General features: G+C 64.2%; 11 protein-coding genes. 5 read left to right on the top strand and 6 right to left on the bottom strand.

From position 1 onward, the window contains the following. Positions 1-7 precede the first annotated feature (7 nt). The 5 genes from glcD (at position 8) to J3P97_RS09270 (ending at position 6,070) form a co-directional block, all read left to right on the top strand. Positions 8-1,507 (top strand): glycolate oxidase subunit GlcD, encoded by a 1,500-nt coding sequence (gene glcD, locus J3P97_RS09290; protein ID WP_434673974.1) that lies wholly within the window; start codon positions 8-10, stop codon positions 1,505-1,507. Next, positions 1,507-2,565 (top strand): glycolate oxidase subunit GlcE, encoded by a 1,059-nt coding sequence (glcE, locus tag J3P97_RS09285; RefSeq protein WP_434673973.1) that lies wholly within the window; start codon positions 1,507-1,509, stop codon positions 2,563-2,565. Before glcD ends, glcE begins: the two co-directional genes overlap by 1 nt. Next, complete coding sequence (gene glcF / locus J3P97_RS09280) at positions 2,566-3,786, top strand: glycolate oxidase subunit GlcF (RefSeq protein WP_434673972.1); 1,221 nt, start codon at positions 2,566-2,568, stop codon at positions 3,784-3,786. 88 nt (positions 3,787-3,874) lie between these two features. Continuing rightward, positions 3,875-5,251, top strand: coding sequence for a 2-oxoadipate dioxygenase/decarboxylase HglS (hglS, locus tag J3P97_RS09275; RefSeq protein WP_434673971.1), 1,377 nt, complete (start codon positions 3,875-3,877; stop codon positions 5,249-5,251). A gap of 300 nt (positions 5,252-5,551) precedes the next feature. Then, positions 5,552-6,070, top strand: coding sequence for an Hcp family type VI secretion system effector (locus J3P97_RS09270; RefSeq protein ID WP_434569108.1), 519 nt, complete (start codon positions 5,552-5,554; stop codon positions 6,068-6,070). Between the two features lie 175 nt (positions 6,071-6,245). Here J3P97_RS09270 and J3P97_RS09265 read toward each other — a convergent pair whose 3' ends face one another. From J3P97_RS09265 to J3P97_RS09240, 6 genes are all read right to left on the bottom strand, one after another. Beyond that, positions 6,246-6,416: a hypothetical protein gene (locus J3P97_RS09265; RefSeq protein ID WP_434569109.1), complete on the bottom strand. Its 171-nt coding sequence runs from the start codon at positions 6,414-6,416 to the stop codon at positions 6,246-6,248. Between the two features lie 182 nt (positions 6,417-6,598). Next, complete coding sequence (locus J3P97_RS09260) at positions 6,599-6,841, bottom strand: hypothetical protein (RefSeq protein WP_434569110.1); 243 nt, start codon at positions 6,839-6,841, stop codon at positions 6,599-6,601. A 65-nt stretch (positions 6,842-6,906) separates the two neighbouring features. Continuing rightward, entirely contained in the window at positions 6,907-7,977 is a 1,071-nt protein-coding gene (locus J3P97_RS09255) for a lipocalin-like domain-containing protein (protein WP_434673970.1), read from the bottom strand. Beyond that, on the bottom strand, positions 7,967-10,438 hold the full coding sequence (locus J3P97_RS09250; protein ID WP_434673969.1) for an FtsX-like permease family protein: 2,472 nt from the start codon (positions 10,436-10,438) through the stop codon (positions 7,967-7,969). Before J3P97_RS09250 ends, J3P97_RS09255 begins: the two co-directional genes overlap by 11 nt. After that, complete coding sequence (locus tag J3P97_RS09245) at positions 10,435-11,103, bottom strand: ABC transporter ATP-binding protein (protein WP_434569113.1); 669 nt, start codon at positions 11,101-11,103, stop codon at positions 10,435-10,437. The genes J3P97_RS09250 and J3P97_RS09245 overlap by 4 nt, the downstream gene beginning before the upstream one ends. A 223-nt stretch (positions 11,104-11,326) precedes the next feature. After that, the gene (locus J3P97_RS09240; protein ID WP_434673968.1) at positions 11,327-13,024 is read right to left on the bottom strand and encodes a sulfatase-like hydrolase/transferase; all 1,698 of its coding nucleotides are present in this window, start codon (positions 13,022-13,024) and stop codon (positions 11,327-11,329) included. Positions 13,025-13,076: the final 52 nt, after the last annotated feature.

Below are 13,076 nucleotides of genomic sequence, written 5' to 3'. Positions count from 1 at the left end.
GACTGCCATGAACATCCTCTACGACGAGCAGCTCGACGGCCCGCTGCCGAAAGTGCCCAAGCAGGCCCTGCTCGACGCCATGCAGGCACGCATTCCGGACCTGGATATCCTGCACCGCGACGAAGACCTCAGGCCCTACGAATGCGATGGGCTGTCTGCCTACCGGACCACGCCATTGCTGGTCGTGCTGCCGCGGCGGGTCGAGCAGGTGCAGGCCTTGCTCACGCTGTGCCATGAACAGAATGTACCGGTGGTGGCCAGGGGCGCCGGGACCGGCCTGTCCGGTGGCGCCCTGCCCCTGCAAAGCGGCGTGTTGCTGGTGATGGCGCGCTTCAACCAGATCTTGCACATCGACCCCGACGCCCGCACCGCGCGCTTGCAGCCAGGGGTGCGCAACCTGGCGATTTCCCAGGCGGCGGCTCCGTTCGGGTTGTACTACGCGCCGGACCCTTCCTCGCAGATCGCCTGCTCCATCGGCGGCAACGTCGCGGAGAACGCCGGTGGCGTGCATTGCCTGAAATACGGCCTGACGGTGCACAACCTGCTGAAGCTGGAAATCCTCACCATCGAAGGCGAACGCCTGGTGCTGGGCAGCGAGGCCCTGGACTCGCCAGGCCTGGACCTGCTGGCGTTGTTCACCGGCTCCGAAGGCCTGCTGGGGATCATCACCGAAGTCACCGTCAAGCTGTTGCCTCGCCCCCAGGTTGCCAGGGTGCTGCTGGCCAGCTTTGATTCGGTGGACAAGGCCGGACGGGCGGTGGCCGAGATCATCGCAGCCGGGATCATCCCCGGTGGCCTGGAAATGATGGACAACCTGGCGATCCGCGCCGCCGAGGATTTCATCCACGCAGGCTATCCGGTCGACGCCGAAGCGATCCTGCTGTGCGAGCTCGATGGCGTCGAGGCCGATGTCCACGATGACTGCGAACGGGTCCGCCAAGTGCTGCAACGGGCCGGCGCCACCGAGGTGCGCCTGGCCCGGGACGAGGCCGAACGCCTGCGGTTCTGGGCCGGACGCAAGAATGCGTTTCCGGCGGTAGGCCGCCTGGCGCCGGACTATTACTGCATGGACGGGACCATCCCCCGGCGGGCATTGCCCGAGGTCCTGCAGCGCATCGCCAGCCTGGGCAGCGAACACGGCCTGCGGGTCGCCAACGTGTTCCATGCCGGCGACGGCAACATGCACCCGCTGATCCTGTTCGACGCCAACCAGCCGGGCGAGCTGGAGCGCGCCGAAACCCTGGGTGGGAAGATCCTCGAACTGTGCGTCCAGGTGGGCGGCAGCATCACCGGTGAACACGGCGTCGGCCGGGAGAAAATCAACCAGATGTGCACGCAGTTCAACAGCGAAGAATTGCAACTGTTCCACGCGGTGAAAGCCGCGTTCGATCCGCTTGGCCTGCTCAACCCCGGCAAGAACATACCGACCCTGAACCGCTGCGCTGAATTCGGCGCGATGCATATCCATGGCGGGCAATTGCCGTTTCCTGAACTGGAGCGATTCTGATGACCGCGCAAGTCGACCGCGACGCCAGCGAGCTGCTGCTGGAGCAGGTCAACCGCGCCCGCGCGAGCGATACGCCGCTGCGCATCCAGGGCTCCAACAGCAAGGCTTTCCTGGGACGCCAAGTGGCCGGCGAGGTGCTGGAAACCCGTGCGCATCGCGGGATCGTTGACTACGACCCCACGGAGCTGGTCATCACCGCCCGCGCCGGCACCCCGCTGCGGGAGCTGTTGGCCGCGCTGGACGCCGCCGGGCAGCGGCTGCCCTGCGAGCCGCCGGCGTTCGGCACAGACGCCACGGTGGGCGGCATGGTCGCCGCCGGATTGTCGGGGCCGCGCCGTCCGTGGGCCGGCTCGGTGCGCGACTATGTGCTCGGCACGCGGATGATCAGCGGCCACGGCCACCTGTTGCGCTTTGGCGGCGAGGTGATGAAAAACGTCGCCGGCTACGACCTGTCGCGCCTGCTGGCCGGCAGTTTCGGTTGCCTGGGGGTGATCACCGAAGTGTCCTTGAAAGTGCTGCCCAAGCCCCGCCACGGCTTGAGCATCCGCCTGGAAATGGACAGCCGCGAAGCCCTGGAAAAACTCGCCGAATGGGGCCGACAACCCTTGCCCATCAGCGCCGCCAGCCACGACGGCGATTGTCTGCGCCTGCGCCTGGAAGGCGGCGAGGGTTCGGTCAGCGCGGCCCATCAGCGCCTGGGCGGCGAAGCCATCGACGATCAATACTGGACCGAGCTGAATGAACATCGCCTGCCATTCTTCGATGAAGACCTGCCGCTGTGGCGCCTGTCGCTGCCCAACGCTACCGGCCCGCTCGACTTGCCCGGTGCGCAACTGATCGATTGGGCGGGCGCGCAGCGCTGGCTGAAAACCGACGTCGATACGGTCCAGGCCCTGGCGCAGGAATGGGGCGGCCATGCCGTCTGTTATCGTCCTGGCGCAACCGCAACGCCGTTCCAACCGTTGGCCCCGGCGCTGCTGTGCTACCACCGTCAACTCAAGGCGAAGCTTGATCCCCAGGGACTGTTCAATCCTGGCCGAATGTACGCGGAGTTCTAGATGCAGACCCGGTTCAGTGAAAAAAGCCAACGCCTGCCTCGCGCCGAAGAGGCCGAACGGATCCTGCGCAGTTGCGTGCATTGCGGCTTCTGCAACGCCACTTGCCCCACTTACCAGTTGCTCGGCGATGAACTGGACGGCCCGCGCGGACGCATCTACCTGATCAAGCAGGTGCTCGAAGGCCAGCCGCCAACCGCCAGCACCCAACTGCACCTGGATCGTTGCCTGTCGTGCCGCAACTGCGAAACCACTTGCCCGTCCGGCGTCGATTATCACAACCTGCTGGACATCGGCCGGGCCGTGGTCGACGCGGCAGTGCCCCGCACCGCCGGCCAACGGGCCCTGCGTCTCGGCTTGCGTGGCCTGGCTGCGAGTCCCGAACGGTTCAAGAATCTGCTGCGCCTGGGAACGCTATTCCGCCCGCTGCTGCCGGCGAACCTGGAGGCCAAGTTGCCACGGTCAGCGGCGTCCCCCGGCACGCGCCCGGCCGTGCGGCACTCGCGCCGCGTGCTGATGCTCGAAGGCTGCGTGCAGCCGGGCCTGTCGCCGAACACCAACGCGGCCGCCGCCCGGGTGCTGGACCAGCTCGGCATCAGCGTCGTTGCCAGCCCTGATGCCGGCTGTTGCGGCGCGCTGGATTATCATCTCGACGCTCAACCCACCGGGCTGGACCGCGCCCGGCGCAACATCGATGCCTGGTGGCCGCACTTGCAAGACGGCGCCGAGGCGATCGTCCAGACCGCCAGCGGCTGCGGCGCGTTTATCAAGGACTACGGACATCTGTTGGAGCACGACCCGGTTTATGCCACCAAGGCGAAACACGTCAGCGAACACGCGCTGGACCTGGTGCAGGTACTCGGCAACGAACCGCTGGAAGAAATTTGCGCCGCCAGGGATCAACGCATCGCCGTCCATTGCCCCTGCACCTTGCAACACGCGCAGAAACTCGGTGGCGCCGTCGAAGCCCTGCTCACACGGCTGGGCTTCAACCTCACCGAGGTGCCCGACGGCCACCTGTGCTGCGGCTCGGCCGGGACCTATTCGCTGACCCAGCCGGCGCTGGCGAGACAATTGCGGGACAACCGTCTCAACGCGCTGGAAAGCGGCCGGCCGGAGCTGATCGTCACCGCCAATGTCGGCTGCCAGAGCCACCTCGACGGTGCTGGTCGCACGCCCGTGCGGCACTGGATCGAGCTGGTGGATCAGTCCCTGGCAGAATGAAGTCGTGAAGATTCTTCGTTTGCCGGCACTGGCGAAGGCTGCGATCTTTTGTCCATCTTTCCCACAGCCCTCGCCAGGAATTCCCACGATGAGCTTCGTCAGCCCCGACCTGATCCGCCAACGCTTCTCCAGGGCGATGTCCGACATGTACCGCGACGAAGTACCGCTGTACGGCGCATTGATGAACCTGGTGGAGCAAACCAACGCCCGGGTGTTGGGAAACGATCCGCAACTGGCCGAACACCTGCGCAGCACCGGCGAACTGCAGCGTCTGGACCTGGAACGGCATGGCGCGATCCGCGTCGGCACCGCCGCCGAGCTGGCGATGCTGGGTCGGCTGTTCGCGGTCATGGGCATGCAGCCGGTGGGCTATTACGACCTCACGCCGGCCGGGGTGCCGGTGCATTCCACGGCGTTTCGCGCCGTGCATGAGGCCGCACTGCAGGTCAGCCCCTTCCGCGTGTTCACGTCGCTGTTGCGCCTGGAACTGATTGAAAACGCCGAGCTTCGGGCCTTTGCCGAATCGGTGCTGGGCAAACGGCAGATTTTCACTTCCGGCGCCCTTGAACTCATCGAGTTGGCCGAACGTCAGGGCGGCCTGACCGAGCCCCAGGCCGAGGAATTCGTGCTGCAAGCGCTGGAAACCTTTCGCTGGCACCACAGCGCCACCGTCACCGCCGAACAATACCGTCAACTGAGCGCCCAGCATCGGCTGATTGCCGACGTGGTGGCGTTCAAGGGCCCGCATATCAATCACCTGACGCCGCGCACCCTGGACATCGACATTGTCCAGGCCCAGATGCCGGTGCATGGCATCACGCCCAAGGCCGTGATCGAAGGCCCGCCCCGTCGCCAGTGCCCCATCCTGCTGCGCCAGACCAGTTTCAAGGCGCTCGATGAACCCGTCGCGTTTACCGACCAACCAGAATCCCAAGGCAGCCACAGCGCCCGGTTTGGTGAAATCGAGCAACGCGGCGCGGCGCTTACGCCCAAGGGCCGGGCGCTCTACGATCAACTGCTGAACGCGGCGCGGGACGCCCTGGGCGCGTTTCCCAACGAAGCCAATGCCGAACGCTACAACGCGCTGATGGCTGAACACTTCGCCGAATTCCCTGACACCCTCGACGAGCTACGCCGACAAGCGCTGGCGTACTTTCGCTATTTCGTGACGCCAGCGGGGCTGACCGCCAAGGGCGCGATTGAACGGTCGAGCTCGCTGGAGCACTTGCTTGAGCAGCAGTACCTGCGCGCCGAACCCTTGGTGTACGAAGATTTCCTTCCGGTCAGCGCCGCCGGCATCTTCCAGTCGAACCTGGGCGATGCCGCGCAGAATCACTACGCCGGACAGTCCAATCGGCACGCCTTCGAAACGGCGCTGGGGCGGCCGACCATCGATGAACTGGGGCTGTATGCCGAGACGCAGCAGCGCTCCGTCGATGAATGTCTGCGCACGCTGGGGCTCTGAAAAACAGCGCAGGAAGGAGAAGCAGCAAGTTGCGCAAGTCCGACAGCAGCATCCGCTCGACTTACGCGCCTTGCTCCCGGCAACACGGCGCCTCGGGCGTGGGCAGATCAATGCGACGCAGCGTGCAGCCGTTTGCGTGATTTGCCGGGCGCGCAACCCGACGTCGGCTCAAAAAATAAGTTAACACCTTGATCTGGCTGTATTTTCTGGCCGATGGCACGGCTCTTGATAACGCTCAGACCGCCTCAGGACGATTCGCGTCCCGGGGCTTCTCAGTTTATCCAGGAAGGAGAGCATCCATTGGCTACCCCCGCTTACATGTCCGTCACCGGTGAAAAACAAGGCCTGATCACTGCCGGTGCGTTCACCGCCGACTCGGTTGGCAATACCTATCAGGAGGGTCATGAAGACCAGGTCATGGTGCAGGGCTTCGAGCATCAGGTGAACATCCCCCGCGACCCTCAATCGGGCCAGCCAACCGGCCAGCGCGTGCACAAACCGCTGGTCATCACCAAAGTCTTCGATAAGGCTTCGCCCCTGCTGCTGGCAGCCCTGACCAGCGGCGAACGCCTGACGAAGGTCGAAATCCAGTGGTACCGCACATCAGCTGCAGGCACCCAGGAGCACTACTACACCACCACCCTGGAGGACGCGATCATTGTCGACATGAAAGACTACATGCTCAATTGCCAGGACCCGGGCAACAGCCACTTCACCCATCTGGAGGACGTTCATTTCAGCTATCGGAAAATCACCTGGACTCACGAAGTCAGCGGCACTTCGGGCTCGGATGATTGGCGCACCCCGGTAGCCGGCTGAGTCATGCAGGTGTTCGCCCAGTGTGACGGCCTCGGCATTCCATGCACTGGTAAAGAGCCTGGCACTGGGCGAACGAAAACAATGATAGTGGAGCTTGCCGGGTCTGTCCGTGAGGCCCGCTTAAATAATTATTCACCTGGCGTGGCGAGGGAGTTTGTTTCTCGCCACCAGGGATTCAATCGCGCCGTGCGGTTTTTTGCGCATCGGTTTCCTGCGCCTCGGCATTGCCTTGCTGTTCTCGCTTGGCCGGGTCGTTCGGCCGTAGCGCGTCGTTGTCTCGCTCCACTTCGCCGGGCAGAGCCGGCTCGTCGGGGTTGTGTTGGGTCTGATCGGGACCGGGCTTCATGGTGAACTCCTTGGGTGGTGCCAGTGGCTGGCGTTTGGTTGATGGTGGCGAGGGTTGTCATCCAGGACCGGGTGTCTTCTTCGCGAGCAGGCTCGCTCCCACACTGAAATGCATTTTCTGTGGCAGAGCCTGCTCGCGCTTCTGTGGGAGCGAGCCTGCTCGCGAAGGCGGCCCACGAAAAATCAGGCATCAGGATCGGCCACTTCCTCCGCCACATTCGCATCCGGCGAGCGCTGGTGCAGTTCCTCCGCCTTGGTCTTCAGCTCCTGCCAGCGGTCCAGGTCAATGGCTCCCTGGCCAAACAGGTCGTCGGCCAGCCGCATCAGCTCGGTGAAATGAGCGTCGGGCGACTGCTGGAAGTAGGCCTTGTCGTCGAACAGCCGCTGCCAGTCGGGCAGCGACGGAGGTTTAAGGTCATCGCTCATGAGGGGCTCCCGCGAGGCATTCATAAAGTATGAGAGGCGACGAATGTCGGGAGTTCCGGTGATTGTCAGTAGCCGGTCATTTCCAGGTAACCGATGCCGCCACGATTGCCGCTCAGTTGCACCGGCCCTTCCCAATAGGGAATACGCAGGTTCATCCAGGCATCGGGGTTCAGCGCCTGAGTGGTGATTTCGAGCTGCCTGGCGGGAATCCTGATCGACCAGCGCACCGGCATCGAGCGTCCCGCGACCTCGGCGGTGTCCAGCGGTTCGAGGCTGATTTCGCTGGCGCCCAGAGTCGTTGCCTGGCCCTGGGCGTCGATCCAGGTGCCGGTGAGGTACGGCGCGCCCTTCTTGTGCCGCATGCGGTAGAGCATGACGTGTTCGCCATTATCCAGATGCAGGGAAAACCAGTCCCATCCGGTCTGGTTTTCGGTCAGCGGCTGGCTGCTCCATTCACGGTCGAGCCAGGCCGGACCACTGACCTGATAGCGCTGGCCATCGATTTCCAGCTGACCGTTGGCCTGGAAGAAGGGTTGGCTGTAGTAATACGACGCCTGGCCCTGCGCGGATTTCTGGCTGAAACCCTGGTCGCCTTGCAGGACCAAGGGGCGTGTCGAGGTGAGCTGCAGCTCATAGCCGAAACGTGCATCCCGCGCCTTGAGCTGCATCGCCGCCAGGGGATCGGTGCCCGCGCTTCGGGTGGTCAATTGCCAATCGTCGATCCAGGCATCGAACGGGGTCGTGCGCACTCCGGCCTGCCCCACTCCGCCGCGGGCATAACGTTCGGCGGCGTGATGGACGGTCGCGGAAGTGACCGCGGCGTGACCGAGCCAGATGGACTGGTTACGCCAGCCACTGGCCTGGGGCGCGGCATCCTGGCTGCTGCGGAACAACGTCCACTGCACGCCGAAATCCCGCCCCTCGGCATCCTTGAGATTGGCGGTGACGTACCACCACTCGATCCGAAACCCGTCATGGGCACCATGATCGGCCGGAAAACTGAATACGCGCCCGGGCACCACAGGCGTAAATGCAACGGCCTGGTTGCCGAGGCCGGCGAAACCTTTTTCCGGCGCCGACGAGTCGTCGCAGCCGCCGAGCAAGGCCAGCAGTATCAGGCCGACTCTAATTTTCATGGGCAAAGGTCCTGAGCAGATCCGCCGGTTGCGTGCGGTACAGCGCGTACAGCGGCCACGCCGACGCCAGCAGCGTGGCGAACATTGCCAAGCCCAGCAGCTGCGCCAATTGCACCGGGAATACCCGCAACGGCAGGCGCCAGCCAAAAGCCTGCACGTTGATCACGGCGTCCAGGCACCAGGCCAGGGCGATGCCCAGCGGCACGGCCAGCATCAGGGTCAGCAGCGCCAGCAGCCAGGTCTGGCCGAGGTTGAGCAGCATCAGTTGCCGACGCGTTACCCCCACTGCCCACAACGGCGCCAACTGACCGAGACGGCTCTGGCTCTGGGTCAGCAGGCTGATGAACAACGCCACCCCGGCGACCGCCAGGGTCAGGCTGTTCAGCGCCGCGGTGGCGGCAAAGGTGCGTTCGAACACCTGGGTCGACCAACCCTTGAGGCGAGCCTGGTCGACGATGTGACTGTCGTCCAGGCTGAACCGGCTTTGCAACGCCGCCAGCAATGGCCCGATGGCGGCCGGCTCGATGCGCAGGTTGAAGCGATTCGGCGTCAATTGCGGCCAGTGCGCCAGCAGGTGATCGGCGTTGATCAGTACATGCCCCTTGGGATTACCGTAATCGGCATAAATCCCGACAACCCGCGGCGTCCACGGCCCTTGTGGGGTCGGCAGGGTCAACCGGTCGCCGACATCCACTTTCAGGCGCCGGGCCAGTTGTTCGCTGAGCATCAGCGTGTCGGCGCCGGCCAGTTGGTCCCAGGCCTGGTCACCGGCCGACTCCAGCAAGGGCCAGTGCAGGCGATAGGAAGGGTGATCGACGATGCCGTAGATATCCGTCGGCCAGCCTTGCAGAGGGACCGATACCTGCCAGTTCGGCAGCACGGCGAGGATACTCGGTTGTTGCTTGAGCCATTCGTACAATTTACCTGCCTGGGCCGGGGTCTGTGGGTTGATGTACAGCTCGGCGGTGAGCCGCTGTTCGAGCCAGTCGCTGAAGGTCTGGCGGAAACCGGCGGTCATGCTGCCAGCGCCGATATTCGCCGCCAGCGCCAGCAACAACGCCATCAGCGCCAGGCTCAACGTCGGCAACTGCTGGCGGCAATCGGCGAGGAACCATTGGCCGAGCACGGAACGGTTGCCGCGCAACAACCGGTTCAACAAAGCGTTGAGCAGCACCGGTAGCGCCAGCGCCGCGCCCAGCAACAACGCTGTCATCAGGACAAAACCGCTCGCCAGGCTGTCGCCCCAGACCAGCGCCGCCACCGCGATCAGCGCGGCCATCAGTGCCACCCCGCCCTGGCGCCGCAACCACCGCGCGTGTGCCTGGTGCCAGGCCTGGGGATTGGCCAACGCCAGCAAGGGCAGGCGCGCCGCCCGCAACAGGCTTTGGCCCCCGGCCAGCAACGCACCGAGCAGGCCCAGGCCCACGCCGCCGAGCCACCACCAAAGGCTGAGGTGCAATTGCCCGGGCACTTCGGCGCCGTACAGACCGCGCAGGCTCGCCGCGACATCAGGCAATAGCAGGCTCGCCAGCCAGTAACCGCTGAGCACCCCGGCAACCCCGCCGAGCAAGGCCAGCGCGCCCAACTCCAGCGCCAGGCTGGCGACCAGTACCCGCGCACTGACGCCACAGGCGCGCAAGGTTCGCAGCAGGCTGCGCCGTTGTTCCAGCGCCAGGCCGATGGCCGCATGAACGATGAACAGTCCCACCACGAATGACAGGAACCCGAGTGCGTCGAGGTTTAGATGAAAGCTCTCGGTCAGGCGCGTCAAGTTGTTCTCCTCGTCCGCGCGCTTGAATTGCAACAGGCCGTTGAATGCCTCGGGCAAGGGCGCGGTGAACGTGGCCGGTAACAACATTCGCGAGACCTGCTCCGGCAATCCCAGGAGCTGCTGGGCGAAACCGATGTCCATCAACAGCATGCCTGGCGCCATGTCCGGCTGTACGTGCAGCGGCGGCAAGGCCTGGCCGTCGGCGCTGCGGGGCCGGTCGCCCACTTTCAGCCCGAGGGCCTGCAACGTCTGCGGGGCGATCCAGGTACGACCGGGGCCGGTGAAGAAGTCCACCACCTCGGCAATCTCCCGCGCTTGCCCCGCCACGGCCGAACCCGGCGGCAGCGACACCGGGTCGATGCCCATCAATTGCAGGCGCTGGTCTTCATGCCCCGCAAGCGTCAGCCGACCCTGCAACACCGGCGATACGGGCCAACCCTGACGCCGCAGGTCGACAAACCATTGCTGTGGGAACGAGCCCCCGCCGGGAGCGCTGAGGCTGGCCTGGGGTTCGCCGCCGATCAGCTGGCTGGCCCGGGCGTAGCTGTCCCGGGCCTGGCTGTTCAAGGCCTGCACGCCAGTGAGCAGGCTGGTGGCCAGCCAAAGCCCGGTCAACACACTGAAAAATTGCACTGGGTGCCGACGCCAGTGACTGAGCAGGGCCTTGAGGGTCTGGCGAAAGATCATCACGCCGGGCCCGCTTGCGCCAGGCGCCCGCCTTGCAATACCACGCGATGCGCCAGGCGCGCCGCCACCCGCTGGCTGTGGGTAACCATCAACAGACTGGTCGGGCTGCCATCGAGCAATTCCAGGAGCAGTTTCAGCACCTCGTCGCTGGTGGCTTCGTCGAGGCTGCCGGTGGGCTCATCGGCCAGCAACAACGGCGGCCGTGAAGCCAGCGCCCTGCCCAGGGCTACCCGTTGTTGTTGACCACCGGAAAGCTGCTCGGGATAACGCCGCAACAGCTCCGACAACCCGAGCCGCTGCACCAGATGCGCTTGCCACGTAGCGTCGAACCGACCGCACAGGCGCGCCTGGAACGCAAGATTGTCTTCCACCGCAAGGCTGCTGATGAGGTTGAACTGCTGGAACACCAGGCCGATCTCGGTGCGCCGCCAATTCGCCAACTGGCTTTCGCTCATGTCTTCGAGCCGGTGCCCCGCGCTGTGGATGCTGCCCCGATCAACCTTGTCGAGGCCAGCGACCAGATGCAGCAAGGTGCTCTTGCCGCTGCCGGATTCCCCCATCAGCGCCAGGCTGCTGCCGGGAGGCAGCGTCAAGTCGATACCTTGCAGCACCGCCAGGGGGCCTTGGGGCGTGGTGTAGCTTTTGAAGACGTTTCGGACCTCAAGCATGGGCAACTCGGCTGATCGACAAGGGCATCAGGATAGCGGAGGTTGCGCTGTGCGCAGAGTTCCAAAAACATGTGATGCGGGTTTGTTTATTCGCTTCCGGAATCTTCGGCGATTGATACTGCGCTTTCGCGAGCAGGCTCGCTCCCACAAGGATTCCTCGGTGAACCTGACTCAATGTGGGAGCGAGCCTGCTCGCGAAGAGGCCGGTCCATTCAACCGCTGATCAGTGCCCCACCGCCATCTCACCCTGGACCGGTTTCGGCGTAACGATGTTGCTCAGGTCAATATGCTTCCACGCCGGCTTGGCCCCCAGTCGCGCGTTAAAACGGTAGTTGAAGGTGAAGTCGTCTTCGGTCGGCTGGTCGAGGGATTTTCCATACAGGGCCGTGACCTCGGCCGATTCATAGCCCATCAACCGCAGCAGCGTCGGGAAGATGTTGTAGTGGCTGGAGCGGTCCTTGTTCTGCGCCCAGGCGCTGCGCCAATCGAGGGTCTGCAACCGGCTTCCCTGGATCACCAGCAACGGCACCAGCCCTTCTTCTTCCACCGGATCTCCGCCGCAATGGGTGTTGAGGCCGGGGTTGCCACGTTCGTGCAGGTCCTGGCCATGGTCGGAGGTATAGATCAACACCGCATTGTCGAGATTGCCCTCTCGGAACAGGCGTTGGAAAAATTCTCCGACGCTCCACAGCAAGGTGTTCTGGTAAGCATTGCGATACAGCACCCAATCATTCGCTTCGCCACTGAAGCCGTCGCGCCGGCCGGTGTCGGCCACCTCCTCGAACTGCCCTCGCGGCAAGGCCGGACGGTAGGTCATGAAAGCATCGGGGTATTTGTCGTGGACCGGGAAATGCGCGCCGACTTTGTTGACCACCACCAGCTCGGCCCGGTCGTTGCCCATCAGCTCGATCAGTTTCGCCGCAGCCGCCATGTCACGGTCGCGCACACGGACCTGGTCGAACTGGACAAATTCGTCGATGTCCTGCTGTTCCAGCTCTGTCATCAGGTTCTGCCGCTTGCCGCCGGTGTTCTGGCCGTCGATATAGACGGTGCGCAACCCGGCGTTGCGGGCGTACTGCCAGATCGACGGCTGGGTGCTGTTGATGCGCATGTAGTCGCCACGGGTGCCGCCATAGCGCAGGGTAACGTTGGTATCCGCGCTGCAATTGGCGATCGAGGCGGCGTAGCCGTAATTGACGATTTCCACGCCGGGAGGGGGCGTCTTGAGGCCGGTGGCGACGCCGGACGGCGTGTTGATATCAAGATAATTCCCGCCAATGCTTTCGTCGATGATCAGCACGATATCGTGCCCGATCGCCGCTGTTTGCCGCACGAGACTGACTGGCGCCCGTGGGCCCACAGTGTTGTGCACGGCTTCATAGATGAAGAGATTCAGATAGGCCAGCGGCGTGTACATGATCGGCAAACCGCGCGCGCCCTCGCCTGCCCGTACGAACAGCACGCCACTGAGCAGCAGCACGCCGAGCAGGGGCGCGGTGATCGCGACGTAACCGGGCAACGGCAGATGACGCCGGGGCTTCAGGCCGATCCCCAGCAGCAGCAACAAGCCCCCCGCAACCGCACCGATGATCACCTCGCGGTACTGATAAGCCGCCTCCTGGATGAACCCGCCGGAATAGACCATCGACACGAACTGGCTGTAGGTCAGGTAGCTGTCGGTTACGCGCGTGTAGACCTCGAAGAACACCGCCGAGGCAAACATCGCCAGGGCAAACAGATGCCGCACCAATGCCTGGCGAATGTACGCGGTCATCCACAGAGCCAGCACCAGCGCAACGAACATCGCGCCGAACAGCAGCGTTGCCAAGCCAAAACCCAGCGCCGAAAGACGGTCGAGATAATAGTCATGCGCCCTGAGCAGGTACAGCAGCAGTAGCAGTTCCTTGAGGTATCGCGCCATGTTTTTCCCAGCGTTACGAGGAGGTTGAAAACGGCTTGGTTTCTGCACACTA

This window comes from Pseudomonas sp. R1-15 (genome assembly GCF_051132085.1).
GTDB lineage: Bacteria > Pseudomonadota > Gammaproteobacteria > Pseudomonadales > Pseudomonadaceae > Aquipseudomonas.
Note: the sequence above shows the minus strand (reverse complement) of the source record. Positions and strands in the feature narration are given on the sequence as shown.

Coding starts and splice junctions, on each gene's coding strand:
- glcD (WP_434673974.1), top strand. CDS start 8: ATGAACATCCTCTACGACGAGCAGCTCGACGGCCCGCTGCCGAAAGTG.
- glcE (WP_434673973.1), top strand. CDS start 1,507: ATGACCGCGCAAGTCGACCGCGACGCCAGCGAGCTGCTGCTGGAGCAG.
- glcF (WP_434673972.1), top strand. CDS start 2,566: ATGCAGACCCGGTTCAGTGAAAAAAGCCAACGCCTGCCTCGCGCCGAA.
- hglS (WP_434673971.1), top strand. CDS start 3,875: ATGAGCTTCGTCAGCCCCGACCTGATCCGCCAACGCTTCTCCAGGGCG.
- J3P97_RS09265 (WP_434569109.1), bottom strand. CDS start 6,416: ATGAAGCCCGGTCCCGATCAGACCCAACACAACCCCGACGAGCCGGCT.
- J3P97_RS09260 (WP_434569110.1), bottom strand. CDS start 6,841: ATGAGCGATGACCTTAAACCTCCGTCGCTGCCCGACTGGCAGCGGCTG.
- J3P97_RS09255 (WP_434673970.1), bottom strand. CDS start 7,977: ATGAAAATTAGAGTCGGCCTGATACTGCTGGCCTTGCTCGGCGGCTGC.
- J3P97_RS09245 (WP_434569113.1), bottom strand. CDS start 11,103: ATGCTTGAGGTCCGAAACGTCTTCAAAAGCTACACCACGCCCCAAGGC.
- J3P97_RS09240 (WP_434673968.1), bottom strand. CDS start 13,024: ATGGCGCGATACCTCAAGGAACTGCTACTGCTGCTGTACCTGCTCAGG.